The following is a 24704-nucleotide window of genomic DNA, read 5'->3' on the forward strand; positions in this document are numbered from 1 at the left end:
GCAGCAACAAAAAGACAACAAATAAAGTCATAACCCAATATCGATAAGTTAATCGCCCTACCGATATTGGGGGATACGTAAGTTAAAGTTTATCAATCAGTTTTTTAAGATCCTGACGTGCGCGGCTCTCTGGATTACGTTCAACCCAGTCATTAAGGGATTGTTTAGCCCGCTGTTGTAATTCATTACGCAAGAGTTGCTCAACATTCAGTTGATAACTCAGTTGGGCCCATGGGCCATAAATGCGCAATGGGATATCGGTGTTTTGCAAAAACTTAACCAGCCTATCCTCACCACTCCAGCCCTGCATTACCCGCACGGACAAATTCATGTCACACTGCTGTAGAGGTAAATTGAGCTCGCCATCGCCTTTAATGGCAATAAATGCCGAATCAGCACTGAGGCTTTTCACACTCATGCGCCCTTTGTTCAAGGCCAGATTAGCGTGTAACTGTTTAACCTCAGTGTAGCGCTCATAGTGCTCCTGGCCTTTAACATCATTGGAGCTGCGGCTGACGGCCTGCTGAATAAGCTGCTGAATATTCAGCCCCTGCAACTGCGCGCCATTCATACTAAACTGCGCATCACCTTTCCAGCGGTGACTGAATGCATCAACATTGAGGCCATCGCCAGTTAACTGTGCGGTCATGGAGAATTTACCGGTCATCATCTGCGGTAAACCTGCGGCCAATAACACCGGCCCCAGTTCCATATTATTGACCACGGGTTTTACCGCGGTAAGCACCTTTTTGCCAGTAACATCCAGTGAGCCTGGCAGTGAAAAATCCCCGCCCAGTGCCTTGCCGGTTAAACGGCTAATCTGCACATCACCTTGTTGATTAGATGCTTGTAAACTCAGCTGCGTTACGTTTATTGCGCGATAAACCAAATTATTCGCCGTGAGGGTCATTTGCGCCGTAAAGTCACGTAATGGCTGTAGGTCCTGCCCGACATCATCATCCGCCTGAATAGCAATGACCGGCGCGGTCACGGTCGGCTGTTTGGCCTGATTTTCAGTATTGGCGGTATTTTTCGGCTCCCAACCAAAAATCGCATCCAGGTTGAGATTATCAGCAGCCAGATTAATAACATACTCAGGAACAGGGCCGAGCGTCGCTTTAGCACTCCCCGTAAGCTGGTTATTATTGGCCGTAAAGCTCAGTTGATTAAGCAGCAACTGCTGAAGGTCGCGTTGATAACTAGCCTGTAATGTCCCCTCGCCGCTCACCCCGCCCACAGGAATATCCGCCCCTTCCAATTTATAGGTAAATTGGCTGATATTGGCGCTGAACTGCTGTGGGTAATGGCTCATATCGGCGTCGGCAACCATCGAAAAAGTGACATCCCGCTGATTACGATTAACACGGCTGGCAAGGGTAATGTGAACTTGGCGCTGGGCATCTTGGCTAAGCTCAAGATTAATATCGCGGACATTGACTTGATCATTATCTGTCCGTTGCCAAATTAGCAAGCTATCTGCTACCTGCACTCTATTGATATCAAGCTTCCAAGCACGATGTTCATCCAGCGGCGCATTACCTGCCGGGGCCACCGGCCCCCCTGGTTGTTGCTGAGCTTCACTGTCAGGTGTTAGGCGGATAACCGCCCCTTTTAGCATCACTTGCTTGACATCAAGCTGGTGCGACAGCAGTGGCCAAAGTTTGACATCAAGACGCATATTTTCGGCACTGACCACTGGAGTTGCGGCTCCGGGGGCTGTTAGCGCCGTCCTGCCGGCGATAATGCTAAGTTGCGGCCAAACATGCCAACGCAAATCCCCTTCCAGTTGCAGATGATAGCCACTTTTTCTTTCGACCTGTTTGACCATATAAGCACGAAAGTCATTAGGATTTACTAGCAATACCAATGCGCTCATTCCTGCAACCAATACCACTAGCAGAATAATTAACGTTGTTAGTAATCGTCTCATGACATCCTCTTGTCTCATCGGGCTAAAAAGTCCAAACAGGCTAAAATCTCAGTGCGAGAAGTGGCTAGTCTTTATCAATTCGACTGGCTACAGCGCCTTGTTGGCCACGATATTTGGCATCCTGACGGCTATTATAAGGGCGGGCCGCCGGGCCGGAGAGTGGCTCAAAACTGAGCGCACCAATTAACATTCCAGGGCGCAGTGCCAATGGCAGCTTACCTGAATTATAGAACTCCAGCACAATCCTGCCTTGCCAACCGGGATCTATCCGGTGGGCGGTCACATGCACCATCAAGCCCAGGCGAGCCAGTGAAGAGCGGCCATCAAGCCAGCCGACCAAATCATTCGGAATAGTCACTGATTCCAGTGTGACCGCCAGCGCCAACTCACCAGGATGCAGGAAGAATGCCTCCCCTTCCGGCAGAATGATTTCATCACTCATCACCCGTTCCAGCGCCGCGCTAACTTCATCTTTCGGGCCGCTTAAGTCAATAAATGCGGCGGTGTGCCCACGGAAAACACGAAATTGATTCCCTAAACGGACATCGACTGTGGCACCATTGATACGTTCTACTGGCGGGCGAGGGTCAATCCCCAGTTTACCGCTGTCCAGCCAAGCTTCTATGTCACGATCGCACAGTCTCATTGCTAAAATCCCCATCAAAATTCGCATGTTACAGCTTACATACTATGAAAGCTGCCATATTAAGAAGCAAAGATCCAGACGAACATTACTCAAAGAACTGACTGATTTTTGCTTTTAGAATATCGATCGCAATTCGGTTTTTGCCGCCGCGTGGAACGATAATGTCAGCATATTGCTTGGAAGGCTCGATAAATTGCAGGAACATTGGACGCACCGTTTTCTGGTATTGAGCCATCACGGAGTCCATTGAACGGCCGCGTTCATTGACATCGCGCTTCATACGGCGCATTAAACAGATATCCAGCGGGGTATCGACAAAGATAGAGAAGTTCATCTCTTGGCGCAGGCGGATATCAGTCAACAGCAAGATACCCTCTAGAATAATGACTTTTTTCGGCTCTAAATGGACCGTTTCTTTTTTGCGCGTATGCTCAGTGTAACTATAAAGCGGCAGCTCAATCGACTTACCCGCCTTCAGCGCTTGCAAATGCTCCAGCAGTAAATTGTGGTCCATGGCGCTGGGATGGTCATAGTTAGTTTTGACCCGCTCTTCCATGGACAGGTGACTCTGGTCTTTGTAATAACCATCCTCAGGAATGACACCAATATGTTGGTCACCAACTTGTTCACGTAATTCACGATACAGCGTACTGGCGATAAGACTTTTTCCGGAAGCAGAGGCACCCGCTATCCCGATAATGACGCACTGGTGTGCTTTGTCAGTCATAAAATTAAAGACCTGATTACTAAGTGTGAAGGGAGACAAAGCACACAAGGTGCTTCGAGCGCGCTAATTATAAGGAGTTAACGAGTTTGATGCCAGCACTAACCCCCGGCATCTGCACGACACGCGGGGGTTACAGATGATTATACCGCGCGGAATGAGATTTCCGTCGGAATGGCTTCACCCTGCCAATACATCTCAGCTGCCACATTGGATGCCAGTTGGCGATAGATATCAGCAAATTCGCTATCCGGATGGCTGACAACGGTTGGTTCGCCGCGGTCGAGGTCTTCACGCAGTGAGATATGCAGCGGAATTTGCCCCAGTAGCTTGCAATGGTATTTCTGTGCCAGTTTTTCTGCGCCACCAGTACCAAAAATAGGCTCCAGATGGCCGCAATTACTGCAAATATGCATGCTCATATTTTCAATAATACCCAGCACCGGCACATGAACTTTCTCGAACATCACAATGCCTTTCATGGCATCAATCAGAGCAATGTCCTGCGGCGTAGTGACCACCAGCGCGCCCGTGACCGGGATATTCTGTGACAGTGTCAGTTGGATATCGCCCGTTCCCGGCGGCATATCAATGACTAAATAATCCAAATCCGGCCATAAGGTATCTTGCAGCATCTGCATCAAAGCCTTGCTGGCCATAGGCCCGCGCCACACCATGGCGTTTTCATCGGTGACCAAATACCCAATCGAGTTAGTGGCAATTCCATGGGCCATAATGGGTGCCATATGCTTGCCATCCGGGGAAGTTGGCCGCTGATTCATCGTCCCCAGCATATTGGGGATCGAAGGGCCATAAATATCAGCATCCAGAATGCCGACTTTGGCCCCCTCCTCCGCCAATGCTAGGGCGAGATTCACGGCGGTACTGGATTTCCCCACCCCACCTTTACCGGAGCTAACGGCCACAATATTGCGCACGCCTTTAACCCCGGGCTGATCATTGGCACGTTTTAGTGTGGTGATATTATGAGAAAGCTTCCAGTCAATAGCCTTGGCACCGGTCAGCGCCAGCAACTCTGCGCTGACTGACTCTTTTAAGATGTCAAAACCAAATTGCCAGGCAAAAGGCATCACCAGTTCGATATGCAGCACATTGTCCAATAAAGCACAGTGATGAACAGCGCGCAGCTCAGTGAGGCTCTTTTGCAGGGTTGGGTGTTTAAAGGCCGCAAGAACCTTGGAAATTTGTGATTGCAGCAGGTCAGGTTTGGTCTGCTCGGGGGATTTTTGGCTCATCCCGGCTCCTTGAATTTATCGTTATTAACCAACAATAGTGTACCAGAACTCCACCATACCTGTGTGGGCCTAATAGAGAGAAAACGGAATTAGCCCACATAACCTGCAGTGTTAATAACCAAATATGCTGAAAATAGGCTAAAACAGCATTGTTATGACTTAAGGCAAGGTGTGGGTTGCCTTACCCTAGCGACAAACCAGCATATCGGTTAACATCAAAGACCCTTTAATCGACATAAAGAAAGCAATTTCCCACTATGGCTCAAGTCGCGAAAAAAATATTGGTGACGTGCGCGCTACCATACGCTAACGGTTCTATTCATCTCGGCCACATGCTCGAGCACATCCAGGCAGACATCTGGGTCCGTTTCCAGCGAATGCGCGGCAACCAGGTTCATTTTATCTGTGCAGATGATGCCCACGGCACCGCTATCATGCTGAAAGCTCAGCAACTGGGTATCGAACCGGAGCAGATGATTGCCGAAATGAGCCAGGAGCACCAACAGGATTTCGCCGGTTTCGCTATCAGTTATGATAACTATCACTCAACTCACAGTGATGAAAACCGTGAACTGTCGAGCCTAATATACCGCCGCCTGAAAGCAAACGGTTATATCAAGAACCGCACTATTTCTCAGCTTTATGATCCTGAGAAAGGTATGTTCCTGCCCGATCGCTTTGTAAAAGGCACCTGTCCGAAGTGTAAATCAGCGGATCAATATGGCGATAACTGTGAAGTCTGTGGCGCGACCTACAGCCCGACTGAACTTATTGACCCCAAATCTGCGGTTTCCGGCGCGACACCAGTAATGCGCGAATCTGAGCATTTCTTCTTCGACCTGCCGGCTTTCAGCGATATGTTGCAAGCTTGGACACGTTCTGGCGCGCTGCAAGAACAAGTTGCGAACAAAATTCAGGAATGGTTTGAATCTGGTCTGCAGCAGTGGGATATCTCCCGCGATGCCCCCTATTTTGGTTTTGAAATACCTGATGCGCCCGGTAAATATTTCTATGTCTGGCTTGATGCGCCAATCGGCTATATGGGCGCATTCAAAAACCTGTGCGATAAGCGCAGTGATTTGGATTTTGATGAGTTCTGGCGTAAAGATTCCACAACCGACCTGTATCATTTTATCGGTAAAGACATTGTTTATTTCCATAGCCTATTCTGGCCCGCCATGCTGGAAGGCAGTCATTTCCGCAAGCCGACTAACTTGTTCGTCCACGGCTATGTCACGGTAAATGGCGCAAAAATGTCAAAATCCCGTGGTACATTTATTAAAGCGGGCACTTACCTAAAACACCTGGATGCCGATTGCCTGCGCTATTACTATGCGGCGAAACTTTCCTCGCGCATTGATGATATCGACTTGAACCTCGAGGATTTTGTCCAGCGCGTGAATGCCGATATCGTCAATAAAGTGGTGAACTTGGCCTCACGAAATGCCGGTTTTATCAACAAACGTTTTGCTGGCAAGTTAGCTGACCAACTTGCTGATCCGGCGTTGTATAAAACCTTTACCGATGCAGCCGCCAGTATTGCAGAGGCCTATAGCAACCGCGAGTCAAGCAAAGCGATTCGTGAAATTATGGCGCTGGCTGATGTGGCCAACCGCTATGTTGATGAACAAGCCCCGTGGGTTGTGGCAAAAGAGGAAGGCCGTGATGCCGACTTACAAGCCATTTGCTCCATGGGTATCAACTTGTTCCGGGTGCTGATGACTTATCTCAAGCCGGTATTGCCTGCACTGACTGAACGTACTGAAGCTTTCCTCAATACTGAATTAACATGGGATAGCATCGAACAACCGCTGCTGGGTCATCAGATTAATGCCTTTAAGGCACTGTTTAACCGCATTGATATGGATAAGGTGAATGAAATGGTCGCCTCTTCTAAAGAAGATATGGCAGCAGCAACGGCCACCATCACTGGCCCGCTAGCCGATGATCCGATTCAGGAAACTATCAGTTTTGATGATTTTGCTAAAGTGGATATGCGTATCGCGTTGATTCAACAAGCAGATTTCGTCGAAGGCTCAGATAAGCTATTGCAACTGAAATTGGATCTCGGTGGCGAAACTCGTCAGGTCTTCTCGGGTATCCGTTCAGCTTACCCAGATCCCAAAGTATTAGAGGGGCGACTCACGGTGATGGTTGCAAATTTAGCACCACGCAAAATGCGCTTCGGTATTTCTGAGGGAATGGTGATGGCAGCAGGCCCTGGGGGCAACGACATCTTCTTGCTCAGCCCAGACCATGGTGCTCAACCCGGCATGCAAGTGAAGTAAAGTCGAACTGAGAAACGAAAGTGCCGGTCATGGGAAACCTGACCGGCATTTTTATTGTCACTTATTGATTAAAAAAATCAGCACTCTGTTTTGACTATTGGTGACCTATCTCGCTGCCATGCCTCTAACCAAAACAGCATATTAGTGAATAAACTTAACGAGAAGATCAGGAATAAAATATTATCCAGTAAAGAAACCTTAACCAGCGCATCAATAATTATATTCTGATGGTGTTTTACTTCTACAAATCCTGATGAGAAAAACCAAAACACCCCGGCGGCACCCAATAAATTTAATGCCACAACTGGCCAATGCCATTTGGTCAGTAAAAAGAAAATCCACGACAACATCATCAGCGAGATGATGGAATCATCCAATTCAAATAGTAGAAAAAAGCTGATGTATAATAAGGAAAAACAGACCAATGCCAATCCAAATGGATACTCATTAGGTAAGGCCGAAGCCAACTGTGTTCTGCGCTCACATCTAAGTGGTTTAATATCACAAATATTTATAGCGATAAAATAGAGTAAAAATAAACCTAATAACGATATGGTCAATAAGCCGTGCGAAAAATAATAGCCGAACGGAAGAAGATGAAACATTAATAAATAGGGACTTAACTTTTGGCTAGCCAAACGGTTTGAGCAAGGCAACAGTAACACCAATGAAAGCATGGCGGGGAAAGACGAAACTGACAGAGCCAGGATATCATCAATCAAGTCAGGGAATATGATGGTTACCAGAAATACAATGGTCATCAATGCTAATAAATAGCGTACAAATAAAAACAGACATTCGCTGCGAGACATATAACGATAAGTTGGGCTATCCATCATGCTGTTATTGATAAAATAATCCAAATTCAGCTGCGCCATATCAGCGCTATCCCTTCTGAATTTGTATAGGCTGCTAATTTTACCCATGGTGATTTTAATCCTTTAAATATCATTAAACTTAAAATAGTGAAAATTCACTTATATTATAGTAAGTAAGCTCTATTATTTATTGTTATTCCCATACTCTATTTAGAAAATCATTGCTGGTTAGGCAGTGAAATAAAATATTAACACGGATATTTGTTGTAGTAAAAATAACACCGCATCACCATCAGATAAATCCACCAAAATAGAAAGGTCATTGCGGCTAGTAGCCTTCATTATACTTATCTCTTTCTGCATTTTGTTGTTTATTTAAGCTATCCAAACTAAAAGATATAACGCGATCCAAAAATTCATAACAAAGTTAATTCCTTATCAAAATAGTTATGGTTATGATGCTGCATAGAGACAGATAGACGTCTAGACATAAAGACAGCCATAACAATGATAGCAACCTATACCTTGCATCACTTACCAACACCATGACGGAGTTCCGGATGAAAAGAATTGCTTCCCCATTACTGGCCCTCAGCCTACTGACGGCCCTGCCAGTCTTCGCCGCGAGCACCGCCACACTCGCCCCTATCCCTGATGCAATCGCCAAACATCAAGGGCCGATTAAAATTGCCGTCATCCGCAATTTAGGTTCTGACGACAACACCACACAGTTCCTGTCTGGTGTATTGAAAGAGGGCAAAAAGCTCGGCTTCAAAGTCGATACTTTCCTGAGTAACGGCGATGATGCACGTTTTCAGGACTTTGTTAATCAGGCTATTAGCCAAAAATATGATGGGATAATTCTTTCCCAGGGCCGTGATCCTTATTCAACTGAACTGGTTAAGCGTATTGCCGCCAACGGTATTGCGGTGTCGGTATTTGATACTGCCATTCAGGGTGATATCCCCGGCCTGACGGTCACCCAGCAGGATGACGCCTCGCTGACCAATGAATCTTTCGGTCAGTTAGTCAAAGACTTCAACGGCAAAGCCAATATTATCAAACTCTGGGTTGCCGGTTTCCCACCAATGGAACGTCGTCAAGCAGCTTATCAGGCTCTACTGAAACAGAATCCGGGTATTACTGAACTGGAATCTATCGGTGCCGTTTCATCCGATGTGCAAGGGGATACCGCGAACAAAGTCGGTGCGGTTTTGGCAAAATACCCGAAAGGCAAAATCGATGCCATCTGGGGAACGTGGGATGCTTTTACACAAGGGGCTTATAAAGCCTTGCAGGAAAATGGCCGTACTGAGATCAAATTGTACAGCATTGATATCTCAAATCAGGATCTGCAACTGATGCGCGAAGCTAATAGCCCATGGAAAGTCAGTGTTGCTGTTGACCCTAAGCTGATTGGCGCGGTTAACTTACGCCTGGTTGCCAAGAAAATTGCCGGTGAAGAGACCCCTGCCAGTTATGAATTCCGTGCCGCCTCTATCCCGCAAGCATTGCTGGCAAGCCAACCTGGCCCAGTTAACGTCGCGGGTTTGAGTAAAATTATTCCTGGCTGGGGCCAGTCAGATGATTTCAATTCCCCGTGGTTTGCTACCCTCGCGGCTAAAAACGGCCAGTAGTCAGCCCTTAAAGCCCCATATAGCCCATTGATTTGGAGAGCAATAGATGGCAGCGCAAGGATACTTGCCGACACCGGAATACAGCCGCAATATGCGGCTGATTGGTCATAGCGACCAGGGCGGTAAACCCGATGGCGTACAGGTTATGGTGCATCGGGGTTACGCCTATGTCGGCCATATGGTGTCGCAGGGTGTATCAATTATTGATGTACGAGATGCAAAAAACCCCCGTCCAGCTGGCTTTATCGCCGCCCCGCCCAATACATGGAATGTGCACTTACAGGCCCATGATGACCTGCTATTGGTCATTAATGCCCGCGATCTCTTCGCTGATGCCAGCTTTGCCCAAGAGAAAGTGTATTACACCCGCTCGGTCGCCCAAACGGTCAATACCCGGCAGGAGGGCCGCAGTTGGAGTGCTGGATTACGTATTTTTGATATTTCGACGCCAGATAAGCCCCGTGAGATAAGTTTTCTACCACTGGATGGCATTGGCATCCACCGCATCTGGTATGTCGGCGGGCGCTGGGCCTATGTTTCCGCCCTATTGGATGGCTACAGTGATTATATCTTCCTAACCATTGATTTGGCCGACCCACAAAAGCCGCAAGTTGCCGGGCGCTATGCTTTACCCGGCATGCATACGGCGGCGGGTGAAGTAGCAAATTGGCCCGAAGGTAAGCGCTATGCACTACATCACGCCATTGTTAGCGGCGACACCGCATATGGCAGTTGGCGCGATGGCGGTTTGACTCTGCTGGATGTCAGTAACCGCGCGGCACCCAAATTAATCAGCCACCGCAACTGGAGCCCCCCCTTTGGCGGCGGCACTCATACCGCGCTGCCGCTGCCCGACCGCAACTTATTGGTGGTGCTGGATGAGGCGGTATTGGATAATCAGGAAGATGGTGAAAAACACATTTGGCTGTTCGATATTCGCGAGCCAACTAATCCGGTAAGCATCTCGACCTTCCCAGTGCCTGATGAGCAAAATTATGTGAACAAAGGCGCGCATTTTGGCCCCCATAATCTACATGAAAATCGGCCGGGCAGTTTTATCAGCTCGACACTGATTTTCGCCACCTACCAGAATGCCGGAGTACGTGCTTATGATATCAGCAACCCCTACCAGCCGAAGGAGACCGGGGCTTTGGTGCCAGCTGCGCCGGAAAAAATGATCGATAAGCGGCCAGGTCGCCCGCAAGTTATTCAGTCATGTGATGTGTTTGTCGATGCGCAAGGGATTATCTACAGCACCGATTATAATGCTGGGCTATCTATCATCGAATATTTAGGTTAATTATCTATTAAAAGCAGGTCGATTTAGGTCGATCTGCTGTTTGTAAAAAATTTTCTTCCTCCCCCCTCTTTTTCTCATCGTAATAGTCTACTGTAATGGTCTGAGCCGCCATGTCGTTAACTATGCGAATAACTCTGTTGAGTGAAAAATCGCCTAGAAACAAGCCACTGCCCAAATAATAAAAAATAAGAAAGAAAATACCATGAAAGGATTTCCATCGCGTGTAACCAACCTGCTGATTGCCTCACTGGTCTTAACTATTGGCCGAGCCGTGACCCTGCCCTTTATTACTATCTATCTGGCGGAGCACTTTCAGTTAGCACCTGATAGGGTGGGGCTGGTATTGGGCGCGAGTTTGACCTTGGGCATTTTCACCAGCCTCTATGGCGGCTATCTGGTGGATAAATTCAATAAAAAGCAGTTGATTCTGCTGGCAATCACCTTATTCTCAGCGACTTTTTTTTCCCTGCCGTGGGTTGCGCACCCGGCGTGGATCATCCTGATTTTGGCCCTGTTACATTCGGCGTATTCCGTCTACAGCATCGCCATTAAAGCCTGCTTTGCTGACTGGCTACCGGTCAATGAGCGCATCAAAGCATTTTCCGCCAATTATACTCTGGTCAATGTGGGCTGGGCGGTCGGGCCGGGATTGGGGGTTTTAGTCATCAGTTTAGGGCCGCAAGTGCCTTTTATTATTTCGGGCATACTGGCGCTGTTGGTTGCCATCACCTTGAAATTCAGAATAGACAGCACCGATATGTCAGCCACTGAACATCCACAGACTGAATCCGTACCCGATTTTCGCCAAACATTCCGTATTTTGCGCAGTGACAAGCGGCTGATTTACTTCACTATTGGCAGCATGCTCAGTGCCATTGTCTTTGGCCAATTCTCCGGTTATCTCTCCCAATATCTGATAACCGTCTCTGATGCCAAATTTGCCTACCAAGTCATTGGCGCGGTGATGACGGTCAATGCGGTCATTGTGATTACCTTACAATACTTATTAAGCCGCCGAATGAATCAGCAGAACTTAATGCGCTGGCTGATGCTCGGGACGCTATTCTTTATTATTGGCTTGTTCGGGTTTATGGCGGCTCAGCAGTCAATCCCCCTATGGATGCTAGCAATGGCAATTTTCTCATTGGGCGAGATTATTGTTATCCCGGTCGAATACCTGTTTATCGATTTTATTGCTCCGGCAAATCTTAAAGGCAGCTATTATGGAGTTCAGAATCTTGGCCAATTAGGCGGCGCTGCCAACCCGGTGCTGTGTGGTTTCTTGCTAGCCTATACCGCACCACAAATGATGTTCTATATGCTAATAATCGCGGCAATTTTAGGGCTGGCATTTTTCTATCGCGGTTACCGGCTGGCAAAAACACAGGCAGAACAATCAGCTAACACCGCGACAATTTGAAAGTGACAGGGAAATTATTTATTCATAGTGTGATGACTAGCACAGTGCCAAAGTTAATTGTATGATGAATACATTCTGTCACTCAGGACTCCGTTTATGCGCAATGTGACTTCACTTTGCTGGCAGTATCTGCGAGCTTTCGCCATTATCTATCTGTGTTTATGGGCGGGTAAGGCGGTGGCCTTGCTGCTGCCCATCACTATTCCTGGCAGTATTATCGGCATGCTGATTTTGTTTGCCCTGCTTGCCTCGCAAATTTTACCCTCAACCTGGGTAAAACCCGGCTGCCACCTGCTCATCCGCTATATGGCACTGCTGTTCGTGCCTATCGGTGTCGGTGTTATGCAATATTATGACCAACTGACCAAGCAATTCGGCCCGATTGTGGTTTCCTGTTTTGTCAGCACGCTAATAGTGATGTTGGTGGTGGCTTACAGCTCACATTACGTCCACCGTGAGCGCAAAGTGATAGGTTCTCCGACCCACACCGAGGAGGACAAATGATCAATAATTTATGGTGGTCACTGCCACTGACACTTATTGTCTTCTTCAGCGCACGCCGCTTGGCGCGCTGGCTGAAAATGCCGCTGCTAAACCCATTACTAATATCAATGGTTGTTATTATTCCATTGTTGCTAGTGACCCATATGCCTTATGCCCACTATTTTGCCGGTAGTAAAATTCTCAACGACCTGCTGCAACCTGCCGTAGTGGCACTGGCCTTCCCACTGTATGAGCAATTACACCAAATTCGAGCTCGCTGGAAATCAATCATTAGCATCTGTTTTATTGGCAGTATTACCGCCATGGTCAGCGGCACCGCAGTGGCCTTATGGATGGGAGCAACGCCCGAAATTGCCGCTTCAGTCTTGCCCAAGTCCGTCACTACGCCGATCGCCATGGCCGTGGCCGAATCCATTCATGGGTTGCCCGCCATCAGCGCGGTATGTGTGATTTTTGTGGGGATTTTAGGGGCGGTATTTGGTCACAGCTTGTTGAATCTATTAAAAATCACCACTAAAGCTTCACGCGGTTTGGCCATGGGCACGGCTTCACACGCCCTCGGGACTGCCCGTTGTGCCGAGATGGATTTTCAAGAAGGCGCTTTCAGTTCGCTGGCATTGGTCATCTGTGGGATTATTACCTCACTCTTGGCGCCATTCCTGTTTCCGGTGCTGCTACACTTGTTTGGCTAATATCAGTAATATTGCGGCATAAATTTGAGATACATCTCCCATTTAAGATTTTACTTGCATGAATTTCACATACAACGGGATCCATATCACACCAGGGAAGCACCAAGCTGCCTAGAATAGTTTGCCGTAACTATTGGAGAAAACTCTATGCAAGCACGTTTTCATGAAGCTTGGGCTAAGTTGCCCACGTCACTGCAATCTGCACTTGAACCCATCTTGAGCGCAAACGATTTCCCTGCCATGCTAACAGCTGAGCAAGTGAAAACGGTGAAAGGTATCAGTGGGTTGGATGACGATGAGCTGGCATTTGCATTACTACCGCTCGCCGCCGCTTGTGCATTAACACCTATCTCCCATTTTAAGGTGGGGGCCATTGCTCGCGGTATCAGCGGTAATCTCTACTTTGGTGCCAATATGGAGTTCAGCGGCGCGCCATTGCAACAAACCATTCATGCCGAACAGTGCGCGGTCACTCATGCTTGGTTACGGGGCGAGGCCAGTTTGGTCTCTATTACTGTCAATTACACCCCGTGTGGCCATTGCCGCCAATTTATGAATGAACTGAACAGCGGAACAGGCCTGCATATCCATCTACCGGGCCGCCCTGCTTCAACATTGGGACAATATTTACCAGACTCTTTCGGCCCAAAAGATTTGGCTATCACTACCTTGCTGATGGACCCTGTAGATCACGGTTATCAAGTCACAGAGACTGACGCCCTGACTCAGGCGGCACTTGACGGCGCCAATCACAGCCATGCGCCTTATAGCCTTGCCCACAGCGGTGTGGCGCTAGAAACCAGCGATGGCAACATTTATGCTGGCCGTTATGCGGAAAATGCGGCGTTTAACCCAAGCTTGCCCCCCCTGCAAGCGGCATTGATTCTGACCAACCTTTCCGGCACCGACTGTAGCGCCATCCGCCGTGCCGTGCTGGTTGAAGCCAGCCGCCCAATCTTAACGCAGTGGGATGCCACTCAAGCCACACTGGCAGCCCTTGGCTGCACTGATGTAAAACGCGTGACATTTTAATCAGATAGCACCAAACCGGGGTTATCTGACTAACCCCGATGATTGCTTTTATCTGCGCGCTCACTGATTTGCTTACATAGCCTACTAAGCCACAGTGAGATGGCTGGTGCGGTGAAAACGGCCATTTCCCTTGTTCAGGAATTCATCATCCAATCAATCGCGTCAGCGGCTCAATGCAGGGCTAACTGAGCGGCAAAATTTGCAACTTAATTCGCACTTTTGCCGATAATTGACATATTTAACTAACAAAAGCTGTACATATTTCTCTTATCTTTTAGGATCAACGCAACCATTACTGTCTAGACCCAAAGTCAGTGGAGTTACAGGTTGCCAGCCAGCGAACACACTCAGATGAGCTTATTCCAGTAAGTCATTCAGGTGAGTGAGCACAGCGAGATCCCCTGCGACTTCAAGGATGAAAGGTATAATAACGTTTAAGAGTAAAACTCATGGAACTGGAATACGAAAGTAAACGCCCCCTGTACATCCCTTACGCTGGCCCCATATTATTGGAATTCCCTTTATTGAATAAAGGCAGCGCTTTCAGCAATGATGAGCGCAGCCACTTCAATTTACACGGTTTATTACCGGAAGCGGTTGAAACCATTGAAGAGCAGGCTGAGCGAGCTTACCGCCAGTATCAAGATTTCAAAAACGATGATGATAAACATATTTATCTGCGTAATATTCAAGATACCAATGAGACTCTGTTTTACCGCCTGCTAGAAGCCCATCTCAGTGAGATGATGCCGATTATTTATACCCCGACCGTCGGCGAGGCTTGCGAGCATTTCTCCGATATCTATCGTCGCGCGCGCGGGCTGTTTATCTCTTATCCGAATCGCGAACACATCGACGACATGCTGCAAAACGCCACCAAACAGAATGTTAAAGTTATCGTGGTCACCGATGGCGAGCGTATTCTTGGCCTGGGTGACCAAGGCATCGGCGGCATGGGCATTCCCATTGGTAAATTGTCCCTTTATACCGCATGCGGTGGTATCAGCCCGGCGTATACATTGCCCGTGGTATTAGATGTGGGAACCAACAACCCGCAGCGGCTGAATGACCCGCTATATATGGGTTGGCGTCATCCGCGTATTTCTGGTGATGAATATCATGCATTTGTTGATGAATTCATTCAGGCAGTAAAACGTCGTTGGCCCAATGTCTTGTTGCAGTTTGAAGATTTTGCTCAGAACAATGCCACCCCACTGCTCAACCGCTATCGTGATGAACTGTGCTGTTTCAATGATGATATTCAGGGGACTGCGGCGGTCACGCTGGGCAGCCTGATTGCCGCCAGTCATGCTGCAGGCAGCCAGTTGCGCGACCAAACGGTCACTTTCCTCGGCGCGGGTTCTGCGGGTTGCGGTATTGCTGAACAAATCATTGCCCAGATGATTTCAGAGGGGCTCAGTGAAGAACAAGCCCGAGCTCGCGTGTTTATGGTCGACCGGTTTGGCTTATTGACTGACAAACTGCCTAATTTGTTGGATTTCCAAAGCAAATTGGTGCAAAAAAGTGATTCGCTACAAAACTGGAATCTGACCAGTGACTTAATCTCATTGCAAGATGTGGTTCGCAATGCCAAACCTACTGTATTAATTGGGGTTTCTGGTCAGCCAGGGCTGTTTACTGAAGAGTTAATTCGCGAAATGCACAAGCATTGCGCCCGCCCTATCGTGATGCCGCTGTCTAACCCGACATCACGGGTGGAAGCACGGCCAGAAGATATCATTAACTGGACGGATGGTGCAGCGCTGGTCGCGACCGGCAGTCCTTTCGCCCCGGTCAGCTATAAAGAGAAACTGTACCCCATTGCGCAGTGCAATAACTCTTATATCTTCCCCGGCATCGGCTTGGGTGTACTGGCATCCGGCGCCAAACGGGTTACCGACGGCATGCTAATGGCCGCCAGCCGCGCATTAGCAGGTTGTTCACCACTCGCGCTTAATGGTGATGGCGCATTGCTACCTAATATCGATGATATTCAGGCGGTATCAAAGACCATTGCGATGCAGGTGGGTAAAGCTGCACAGTTGCAGGGCGTCGCTATTGTGACCTCGGAAGAAGCTTTAGCAAAAGCCATTGAACACAATTATTGGCAGCCGCAATACCGCAGTTATAAGCGCACATCGTTCTAAATATTATCGGCCAGTGAAATAATCCCGATGAGCTGACTCCAGTCAGTGATTCGGGTTATTGAGTGCTGCCAACACAGCTGTAGCTTGAAAGATAACAAAGGACATCCCCAATAGATTTCAAGTGACGGCAAGGCGGCCAGTGAAATAATCCCGATGAGCTGACTCCAGTCAGTGATTCGGGTTATTGAGTGCTGCCAACACAGCTGTAGCTTGAAAGATAACAAAGGACATCCCCAATAGACTTCAAGTGACGGCAAGGCGGCCAGTGAAATAATCCCGATGAGCTGACTCCAGTCAGTGATTCGGGTTATTGAGTGCTGCCAACACAGCTGTAGCTTGAAAGATGATGGGGATAGGTATTGCGCAACATCGGCGGGTACAGTAGCCTTGCAATATCACCAGTGAATTGAATGCATTAAAGGCCAGAGAATGTGGAAACGCCTGATTATTAGCTTAATTATCATCGCTGGTTTGTTGATGGTGACAGCTATTGCGCTCGACCGCTGGATCAGCTGGAAAACTGCGCCTTTTATCTACGATGAGTTGCAAGACTTGCCGCATCGGCAGGTTGGAGTCGTTTTGGGGACAGCAAAATATTATCGTACGGGCGGAATTAATCAGTTTTATCAATACCGCATCCAAGGGGCATTAAACGCTTATAACAGTGGCAAAGTCAGCTACTTACTGCTCAGTGGTGACAATGCATTGCACAGTTATAATGAGCCGATGACTATGCGCCGCGACTTGATTGCGGCGGGTGTTGCTCCCGCTGATATTGTGTTGGATTATGCCGGTTTCCGCACCCTGGATTCGATTGTGCGTACGCGTAAAGTATTTGATACCAATGATTTTATTATCATTACCCAGCGGTTTCATTGTGAGCGCGCGTTGTTTATCGCCATGCATATGGGGATTCAAGCGCAGTGCTTTGCGGTGCCATCCCCCAAGGACATGCTCAATGTTCGAGTTCGTGAGATTTTTGCCCGTCTTGGGGCGCTGTCTGACCTCTATATTCTGAAACGCGAGCCCCGTTTCCTTGGGCCATTAATCCCTATTCCGGCGGTGCATGTCATACCGGATGATGCACAAGGTTATCCGGCGGTCTCGCCAGAGCAATTAGTTGAATTAGAACACCGACTGACAGAAGAAAAGCAGAAAAACACACCACCAACACCCTAATTTTGAATGAATTTTTGCTTTCTTATTTGACGCTAAACACCATCAAAAATGTTGCCGACCAAGGCTGTAGGCCGCATGAACACGGCGAAAGGGGCTGCCGAGCTGAGTGCGTCTGGCCCCGGTTCAGTTAGCCGGCAAACTGCCGGGGCGGCGGAATATTTCGTGCCGTGCGGGATTGCAGGGGTGCAGCTAGCTTGGGTGGTGGATTCGTCGCAGGTCAAGTCAGCGATAACCCACTAATCACCAAATCACGTCCCCCCATCAGTGCAGCCATAAAACTATCCCCGCTGCCCTAAAAATGCCGCGACATCACTTTCAACCTCCCCCATTTCTTGTAATAACTGTAATGTTTCCAATGCCTCATCTTCATCTAACCGGCTCATGGCAAAGCCCACATGCACCAAAACCCAATGGCCGATGAGTGCATAACTTGCCGGTGCATCCGCAGCCACCAGCATAATATTCACCGCACGGCGCACACCACAAACATCCACCCAAGCCGTACCCGGCTGAGTCTCATCCAGCGCGACAATTTGCCCCGGGATCCCTATGCACATAATCTGGCTCCCACGCTATCAGGGCATAAAAAAAGTAAATTCATTCCACCTCCAACCGCTTAAGTATCACGCCATCATCAGCCGCACCCAGGTGTAAATGGCTCCCGGCACACCATGGGCAGCGAGTGACTTTATTGCTAAGCAAATTAACGTGTCGCTGACAGTCATGACACCATACTTGCGATGCTTGCTGGCTAAGATGCAAAACACAACCTTCAGCCAAAGTGCCACGGCACACCAATTCAAAACAAAATTCCAGTGCCTGCGGCTCGACACAAGAAAATGCGCCAGTTTCCAGCCATACCCCGGTAATTCTCTGCGCACCATGCAACCGTGCCTGCTGTTCCATCATGGCAATCGCGTTTTGGCACAAGGTTATCTCATGCATCACCCTTCTCCCAATAGCGGCTCTCTGGCAAAAACATGCAAGGACAATGCCAGTAATATAATATCGCCCGCCGGCTCGCCACTTACCCTAACAAGCTAATAAATAAGCTTATTTACCACTAGCCATGGGTGATGAATTCGTAACAGAGATAAACACTGTCGAAGTGTCATCGGCAAACTCCAGTTTCGTCACTAATGTCGACATTTAACCCCGCCAAATACACTGTTTTTGCTGCCGTTTAAATCCCCTGGCTTTTATCTGCCCCCCCTAATGCACAGCTGACGGGCTCTCACCGCTCTTTTGCTGCTGCGGCTAACGTACTGGCACAGAATATGCTTTGGTGCTGGCAAATGATTTCTATCAGCCTGATTGTCACCAAATTTTGTCCCGGAGGGTATGGCTATGAACCGCTTTGTGATTGCGGAGCCGAGGCTTTGTATTGGATGCAATACCTGCATGGCTGCTTGCAGCCAGGTACATAAAGCCGAGGGATTACAAGAGCATCCCAGATTGACTGTTATGCGCAATGCCACCGTGACGGCACCGATTCTTTGTCGTCACTGCGAAGATGCTTGGTGCGCACGGGTGTGCCCGGTCAATGCCATCACCCTGACCAATAACTCCGTCGAATTAAATGAAACCACCTGCATCGGCTGTAAGCTGTGCGGTATCGCCTGCCCGTTTGGCGCAATCACCCCCGCGGGCAGTAAGCCATTAGCGGTGCCCGCAAATTTCCCTGAATACATCCCGCTGACTGAGTTATCCGATGTGCCATTTAGCCCAGCCACCATGAATCCGTTTCTCGCCTGGCATGCGGGGCTTCGCACTGTTGCCGTGAAATGCGACTTATGCAGCTTCCAATCACAGGGGCCGGAATGTGTGCGGGTCTGCCCGACGAACGCCTTGATACTGGTGGATGAACACAGCATTGCGCGGGCGAACCACGCTAAACGCCTGGCCGCCGCTGGTGGGTTTGCCAACGAACTGCCCTTTATGGCCGTGAACATTTCGTCCGCCATCTCTCACGAGGAGCAGAAAAGATGATGAATTCACTTGAGTTATTGTGGCTCTCCTTGCTGCTGTATCTGGCTGGCGCAGTGCTTTCTCTGCTGCTGGCACGGCGCGAAACCCTGGCAATTTATGCTGCCGGATTAGCATCATTATTGGGCGGGGTTGCCGGGCTGTTCGCCGCCGCCCCGACACTGCTTGGCGGCGGAATTATCACTTTCATCACGGCCGGGCCTTTCCCATTCGCAGCATTTAGTTTACGGCTTGATCCATTGGCGGCATTTATGCTGATGGTTATCTCACTCTTGGTCATCATAACTTCAATGTATTCACTGGCTTATGTGCAAGAGTACAAGGGCCGTGGTGCATGGGGGATGGGGGTGTTTATGAATTTATTCATCGCCTCAATGGTGGCATTGGTGGTGGTGGATAACGCTTTCTACTTTATTATTTTCTTCGAAATGATGTCGTTGGCCTCCTACTTCTTGGTGATTTCCGACCAAGACGACGATGCTATCAGCGCCGGTTTGCTCTATTTTCTCATTGCCCATGCCGGCTCCGTGCTGATTATGATTGCGTTTTTCCTGCTGTATCGCCAAAGCGGCAGCCTGGAATTTGCCGCCTTCCGGCAGGCCACCCCACAGCCAGTGATGGCCTCGGTTATCTTCTTGTTGGCTTTCTTCGGTTTCGGTGCCAAAGCCGGGATGCTGCCACTTCACGGCTGGCTCCCGCGCGCGCACCCGGCGGCCCCATCTCATGCTTCCGCGCTGATGTCCGGTGTGATGGTTAAAATTGGTATTTTCGGCATCATCAAAGTGGGCATTGATTTGCTCGGTGCCAGCCAATTGTGGTGGGGGGTGGTGGTGCTGGGCTTTGGCGCGGTGTCTTCGGTGCTGGGGGTGCTGTATGCATTGGCAGAGCATGACATCAAACGCCTGCTGGCTTATCACACCGTCGAGAACATTGGCATTATTCTGATGGGGGTCGGGGTTGGCATGATAGGGATTGCCAGCCACCAGCCGGTATTAGCGGCTCTTGGGCTGCTCGGCGCGCTTTACCATCTGCTCAACCATGCTGTTTTTAAAGGGTTGCTGTTCCTCGGTGCCGGTGCCGTCATCTATCGCGTACACACCAAAGACATGGAAAAAATGGGCGGGCTGGCCAGAAAAATGCCATACACCGCACTGGCTTTTCTGGTTGGATGTATGGCGATTTCAGCCCTGCCGCCATTCAATGGTTTTGTCAGTGAATGGTTTACCTACCAATCGCTGTTTACCATGACCAAAGACGGCGGCTTCATTATTCGCCTCGCCGGGCCAATGGCTATCGTGATGTTGGCAATAACTGGGGCATTGGCCGCGATGTGTTTTGTCAAAGTTTACGGCATCAGTTTTTGCGGTTTACCGCACACAGAAAAAGCCGCCGTGGCGCGCGAAGTGCCGTGGCCGATGACCAGCGCCATGTTGCTGCTGGCATTACTCTGTTTAGCTCTCGGGATAGGTGCTACCCATGTCGCCCCGGTGATTGGCCGGATTGCTTCCAGCCTGATAACCACCACGCCAGCGCCGTCCTTGCAAGTGGCTCAAGGTGCTGTTTTGTTCCCGCAGCACAGCTCTCAGGCCATGCTATCCACCCTGTATATCTTCTGCGGCTTACTCATCTTGCCACTGGTGATTTTACTGGTCGCCCGTCTCTACAAAGGCCGCCGACTGGCATTTCGCCATGGGGGTGACCCCTGGGCTTGCGGCTATGCCTATGAACAGGCGATGACAGTCTCAGCCGGCGGTTTTACCCAGCCACTGCGGGCTATGTTTGCCCCACTCTACCGGCTACGCAAAACTCTGGATCCCACCGCAGTAATGCAGCGCGCACTGGAGAGTTCAGTCACTGGCGCGGGCCGGGTAGAACCGGTGTGGGATGACAAAGTGGTAATGCCGCTAATCCGCTTTATTCAATGGCTCAGCCAGCGTATTCAATGGCTGCAACAAGGTGATTTCCGCCTCTATTGTCTGTATGTGGTCGCCGCACTGGTCACCCTGCTCATCATTGCGGCTATTTAAGGAGACAAGCAATGCCAACTACTGATATGCCTGCGGTCTCTATGATTATTTTCGCCATTGGGCAGGCGCTGGTCATGCTAGCGCTAGCACCGCTGATGTCAGGTATTTCGCGCATGGTGAAAGCCAGAATGCACTCCCGCCGTGGGCCGGGCATCCTGCAAGAGTATCGTGATTTAGCCAAATTACTGAAACGCCAGGATGTCGCTCCGGCCAATGCCGGCATTATCTTTCGCCTGATGCCCTATGTGCTACTGGGCAGTATGTTATTGATTGCCATGGCGTTACCTATTTTCACGTTGGCCTCCCCCTTCGGCGTGGCGGGGGACTTAATAACCCTGCTCTATCTGTTTGCCCTGTTTCGCTTTTTCTTCTCACTGGCGGGCCTGGACAGCGGCAGTATCTTCGCCGGCCTTGGTGCCAGTCGCGAGCTGACACTCGGGGTGTTGGTCGAGCCCACCTTGATTCTCTCACTTTTGGTTGTTGGGCTGATTGCCGGTTCCACCAATATCGGCACCATCAGTACTGCACTGTCCCAAGGGCACTGGCAATCACCGACCGCCACGGGGCTGGCACTGCTGGCTTGTGGTTTCGCGGTGTTTATCGAGATGGGCAAAATTCCGTTTGATGTCGCCGAAGCTGAGCAAGAACTCCAAGAAGGGCCTCTGACCGAATATTCCGGTGCCTCATTAGGGCTGGTCAAATGGGGGATTAGCCTAAAACAAGTGGTGGTGGCCCAGCTTTTCCTCGCGGTATTTATCCCCTTTGGCAAGTTGGCGGTACTGAGTGGCCCTGGCCTGCTATGGGCATTAGTGGCCGCTGTTATCAAGCTCGTGGTGGTGTTTGTGCTGGCCTCCATCGTAGAAAACAGTATCGCCCGTGGGCGCTTCCTGTTGACCTCTCGAGTGACCTGGCTGGGGTTTGCCGTCGCCGCCCTGGCTCTGGTTTTCTATCTCACCGGTCTTTAAGGAGCGAAGAAACCCATCATGGAGAATATGGCTCTTATGAATACAGCCCTTATAAACATAGCCTTGGCAACTATTCTGCTGCCGTTTGTCGGCGCTATCCTCACGGCGTGTTTGCCGCAGAACATGGCAAAATGGTGTTGTACTTTATTTGCCCTACTGGCCACCCTCGGCACTGTGCTGCTGGCATATACCTACCTGAGTGGCGGCAAGGTGGATATGACTTTCGACCTGATTCATTACGGTGATATGGCGCTATTCGGCCTGACCATCGACCGCATCAGTACCTTGATTGCTTTCGCCGTGGTGTTCCTGGGGTTGTTGGTCAGTATCTATTCCACCGGTTATCTGACCTTGGGTAACCGCGAACATCCGCACGAAGGCACCAACCGCTACTATGCGCTGCTGCTGGTATTTATCGGTGCAATGGCCGGGCTGGTATTATCATCCACCCTGCTGGGTCAGTTATTCTTCTTTGAAATCACCGGCGGCTGCTCGTGGGGATTGATTGGCTACTATCAGAGCCAGAAGTCACTGCGCTCGGCGCTAAAAGCCTTGCTGGTCACCCATGTGGCGGCCATCGGCCTGTATCTGGCGGCGGCGGTGTTACTGGTCAATACCGGCACCTTTGCCCTGACCGCCTTGGCGCAACTGGATAACACCACCAAAATCATCGTCTTCGGTGGCATTTTGTTTACCGCCTGGGGCAAGTCGGCCCAGTTGCCACTGCATATCTGGCTGCCAGATGCCATGGAAGCGCCAACCCCGGTCAGTTCCTATCTGCATGCCGCCTCGATGGTGAAAGTGGGCGTGTATATCTTTGCCCGCGCCATCTATTCGGCCGGTGATGTGCCCCAGATTATCGGCACGGTGGGCATGGTGATGGCCGTTATCACCCTGATTTATGGTTTCTTTATGTATCTGCCGCAAAAAGATATGAAGCGGCTGCTGGCCTACTCCACCATCACGCAGTTGTCTTATATTTTCTTTGCCCTGTCTCTGGCTATTTATGGGTCAAAATTGGCCTTTGATGGCGGTATTGCCTACATCTTCAACCACGCGTTTGCCAAGAGCCTGTTCTTCCTGGTCGCCGGTGCGCTGAGCTACAGCTGCGGGACCCGCATGCTGCCCAAACTCAAAGGCATCATGGGCAAAATGCCGCTGCTGGGGGGGGGATTTTGTGTCGCTGCCCTGGCCATTACGGGGGTGCCGCCATTTAACGGCTTCTTCAGCAAATTCCCCATTTTTGCCGCCGGCTTCTCACTTTCTCACCAACATTGGCAGCTTCTCCCCCTGCTGGTGCTGGCGCTGATTGAATCGGTGGCAAGCTTCGGCTGGTTTCTGTACTGGTTCGGACAAACCGTACCCGGTAAGCCATCGGAGGACGTTGCCAGTGCTAAGCCGCTGCCATTAGCCATGCAGGGGGTGCTAGTGGTGCTGGTGATTATGTCAGTGTGCTCAAGCTTTATTGCCGTCGCCTGGCTCGAATAAGGGAGTAAAAAATGACCGGAACATTACTCATTAACAATCTTGCCGGGCTGCTGATTATTACCTCGCTGCTGGTAATCATCGTGAAGAAACCCGCGACCTCGGCACTGTTTTATGCTGTGCAATCTCTGGTGTTGGTGCTGATTTTTCTGGCATTAGCCGAAACATTACACGCCCACGAACTTTACATGTGGTCATTGACCGCCTTTATCACCAAGGTGGTGTTAGTGCCATGGATTATGTATCGCGCGTTTCGCCAGATGGATGACCCCAAGGCCAATGGCGGCGTTATCGGCACTGCGACACTCATTTTTATCGCCGCCATCATCATTTTACTGAGCTATTTCGTGGTCGAGCCGGTGCAGTTGCCGATGGTCAGCGCCCTGAAACCGGCACTGGCGGTGTCACTGGGGCACTTCCTGATTGGCCTGCTGTGCATTGTCACCCAACGCAATATTCTAAAAAACATCTTTGGCTACTGTTTGATGGAAAACGGGGCACACCTGATGTTAGCGCTGCTGGCCTTCCGCGCACCGGAGTTGGTGGAGATTGGCATCGCCACCGATGCCATCTTCGCTGTGCTGGTGATGACACTAATGGCGTGCAAGATTTACCGTACGTTGCATACGCTGGATGTTAAACAACTGACGGCGCTAAAGGGGTAATGA

The 24704-nt window shown here is 49.7% G+C and carries 23 protein-coding genes; 15 read left to right on the forward strand and 8 right to left on the reverse strand.

Annotation, left to right across the window (positions count from 1 at the left end; all coding sequences use genetic code 11):
* Positions 1–82 precede the first annotated feature (82 nt).
* From asmA to apbC, 4 genes are all read right to left on the reverse strand, one after another.
* Positions 83–1930: an outer membrane assembly protein AsmA gene (gene asmA / locus D5F51_RS11775; protein ID WP_129196916.1), complete on the reverse strand. Its 1848-nt coding sequence runs from the start codon at positions 1928–1930 to the stop codon at positions 83–85.
* A gap of 64 nt (positions 1931–1994) precedes the next feature.
* Positions 1995–2576 (reverse strand): dCTP deaminase, encoded by a 582-nt coding sequence (gene dcd, locus D5F51_RS11780; RefSeq protein WP_025377778.1) that lies wholly within the window; start codon positions 2574–2576, stop codon positions 1995–1997.
* An 85-nt stretch (positions 2577–2661) separates the two neighbouring features.
* Positions 2662–3303, reverse strand: a complete 642-nt coding sequence (gene udk / locus D5F51_RS11785; RefSeq protein WP_025377777.1) for a uridine kinase — start codon at positions 3301–3303, stop codon at positions 2662–2664.
* A gap of 140 nt (positions 3304–3443) precedes the next feature.
* Positions 3444–4556 (reverse strand): iron-sulfur cluster carrier protein ApbC, encoded by a 1113-nt coding sequence (apbC, locus tag D5F51_RS11790; RefSeq protein ID WP_025377776.1) that lies wholly within the window; start codon positions 4554–4556, stop codon positions 3444–3446.
* 257 nt (positions 4557–4813) lie between these two features.
* Between apbC and metG the strand changes: the two genes are divergently transcribed.
* Positions 4814–6844: a methionine--tRNA ligase gene (metG, locus tag D5F51_RS11795; protein WP_129196919.1), complete on the forward strand. Its 2031-nt coding sequence runs from the start codon at positions 4814–4816 to the stop codon at positions 6842–6844.
* Between the two features lie 77 nt (positions 6845–6921).
* Here the strand turns inward: metG and D5F51_RS11800 are convergent, their stop codons facing one another.
* Positions 6922–7770: a hypothetical protein gene (locus D5F51_RS11800; RefSeq protein ID WP_129196922.1), complete on the reverse strand. Its 849-nt coding sequence runs from the start codon at positions 7768–7770 to the stop codon at positions 6922–6924.
* A 452-nt stretch (positions 7771–8222) separates the two neighbouring features.
* On the opposite strand from D5F51_RS11800, the gene D5F51_RS11805 reads away from it, so the two are divergent.
* The 7 genes from D5F51_RS11805 (at position 8223) to D5F51_RS11835 (ending at position 16394) form a co-directional block, all read left to right on the forward strand.
* Complete coding sequence (locus tag D5F51_RS11805; RefSeq protein ID WP_025377773.1) at positions 8223–9299, forward strand: sugar ABC transporter substrate-binding protein; 1077 nt, start codon at positions 8223–8225, stop codon at positions 9297–9299.
* A 46-nt stretch (positions 9300–9345) separates the two neighbouring features.
* Complete coding sequence (locus D5F51_RS11810; RefSeq protein ID WP_129196924.1) at positions 9346–10599, forward strand: LVIVD repeat-containing protein; 1254 nt, start codon at positions 9346–9348, stop codon at positions 10597–10599.
* A gap of 202 nt (positions 10600–10801) precedes the next feature.
* A complete protein-coding gene (locus tag D5F51_RS11815) occupies positions 10802–12019 on the forward strand; it encodes an MFS transporter (protein ID WP_129196926.1) in 1218 nt (405 codons plus the stop codon).
* A gap of 96 nt (positions 12020–12115) precedes the next feature.
* Positions 12116–12523 carry a CidA/LrgA family protein gene (locus D5F51_RS11820; protein ID WP_025377771.1) on the forward strand — a complete coding sequence of 136 codons (408 nt, stop codon included), beginning with the start codon at positions 12116–12118 and terminating at the stop codon, positions 12521–12523.
* Positions 12520–13215, forward strand: a complete 696-nt coding sequence (locus D5F51_RS11825) for a CidB/LrgB family autolysis modulator (protein ID WP_025377770.1) — start codon at positions 12520–12522, stop codon at positions 13213–13215. The genes D5F51_RS11820 and D5F51_RS11825 overlap by 4 nt, the downstream gene beginning before the upstream one ends.
* Before the next feature lie 147 nt (positions 13216–13362).
* Positions 13363–14247: a cytidine deaminase gene (gene cdd / locus D5F51_RS11830; protein WP_129196929.1), complete on the forward strand. Its 885-nt coding sequence runs from the start codon at positions 13363–13365 to the stop codon at positions 14245–14247.
* A 449-nt stretch (positions 14248–14696) separates the two neighbouring features.
* Complete coding sequence (locus D5F51_RS11835) at positions 14697–16394, forward strand: NAD-dependent malic enzyme (RefSeq protein ID WP_129196932.1); 1698 nt, start codon at positions 14697–14699, stop codon at positions 16392–16394.
* On the opposite strand, the gene D5F51_RS11840 is transcribed toward D5F51_RS11835, so the two are convergent.
* Positions 16391–16618, reverse strand: coding sequence for a hypothetical protein (locus tag D5F51_RS11840; RefSeq protein ID WP_129196935.1), 228 nt, complete (start codon positions 16616–16618; stop codon positions 16391–16393). The genes D5F51_RS11835 and D5F51_RS11840 overlap by 4 nt on opposite strands.
* Positions 16619–16823: 205 nt before the next feature.
* Here D5F51_RS11840 and sanA point away from each other — a divergent pair, with 205 nt between their 5' ends.
* Both sanA and D5F51_RS22500 read left to right on the forward strand, forming a co-directional pair.
* Positions 16824–17573, forward strand: coding sequence for an outer membrane permeability protein SanA (sanA, locus tag D5F51_RS11845; RefSeq protein ID WP_025377768.1), 750 nt, complete (start codon positions 16824–16826; stop codon positions 17571–17573).
* Between the two features lie 75 nt (positions 17574–17648).
* Positions 17649–17813: a hypothetical protein gene (locus D5F51_RS22500; RefSeq protein ID WP_162301730.1), complete on the forward strand. Its 165-nt coding sequence runs from the start codon at positions 17649–17651 to the stop codon at positions 17811–17813.
* 38 nt (positions 17814–17851) lie between these two features.
* On the opposite strand, the gene D5F51_RS11850 is transcribed toward D5F51_RS22500, so the two are convergent.
* Both D5F51_RS11850 and hypA read right to left on the reverse strand, forming a co-directional pair.
* Positions 17852–18130: a HypC/HybG/HupF family hydrogenase formation chaperone gene (locus D5F51_RS11850; RefSeq protein WP_129196938.1), complete on the reverse strand. Its 279-nt coding sequence runs from the start codon at positions 18128–18130 to the stop codon at positions 17852–17854.
* 40 nt (positions 18131–18170) lie between these two features.
* Entirely contained in the window at positions 18171–18518 is a 348-nt protein-coding gene (gene hypA, locus D5F51_RS11855) for a hydrogenase maturation nickel metallochaperone HypA (RefSeq protein ID WP_025377766.1), read from the reverse strand.
* A gap of 402 nt (positions 18519–18920) precedes the next feature.
* On the opposite strand from hypA, the gene D5F51_RS11860 reads away from it, so the two are divergent.
* From D5F51_RS11860 to hyfE, 5 genes are read left to right on the forward strand one after another with little or no spacing between them, the layout of a single operon-like run.
* Positions 18921–19562, forward strand: coding sequence for a 4Fe-4S dicluster domain-containing protein (locus D5F51_RS11860; protein WP_129196941.1), 642 nt, complete (start codon positions 18921–18923; stop codon positions 19560–19562).
* Positions 19559–21586 carry a hydrogenase 4 subunit B gene (gene hyfB / locus D5F51_RS11865; RefSeq protein ID WP_129196944.1) on the forward strand — a complete coding sequence of 676 codons (2028 nt, stop codon included), beginning with the start codon at positions 19559–19561 and terminating at the stop codon, positions 21584–21586. Before D5F51_RS11860 ends, hyfB begins: the two co-directional genes overlap by 4 nt.
* 11 nt (positions 21587–21597) lie before the next feature.
* The gene (locus tag D5F51_RS11870) at positions 21598–22551 is read left to right on the forward strand and encodes a respiratory chain complex I subunit 1 family protein (RefSeq protein WP_129196946.1); all 954 of its coding nucleotides are present in this window, start codon (positions 21598–21600) and stop codon (positions 22549–22551) included.
* 36 nt (positions 22552–22587) lie between these two features.
* A complete protein-coding gene (locus tag D5F51_RS11875; protein WP_391592419.1) occupies positions 22588–24039 on the forward strand; it encodes a hydrogenase 4 subunit D in 1452 nt (483 codons plus the stop codon).
* An 11-nt stretch (positions 24040–24050) separates the two neighbouring features.
* Complete coding sequence (gene hyfE / locus D5F51_RS11880; RefSeq protein ID WP_129196951.1) at positions 24051–24701, forward strand: hydrogenase 4 membrane subunit; 651 nt, start codon at positions 24051–24053, stop codon at positions 24699–24701.
* Positions 24702–24704: the final 3 nt, after the last annotated feature.

Origin of the sequence: Yersinia hibernica (assembly GCF_004124235.1) — a bacterium.
GTDB classification, from domain to species: domain Bacteria; phylum Pseudomonadota; class Gammaproteobacteria; order Enterobacterales; family Enterobacteriaceae; genus Yersinia; species Yersinia hibernica.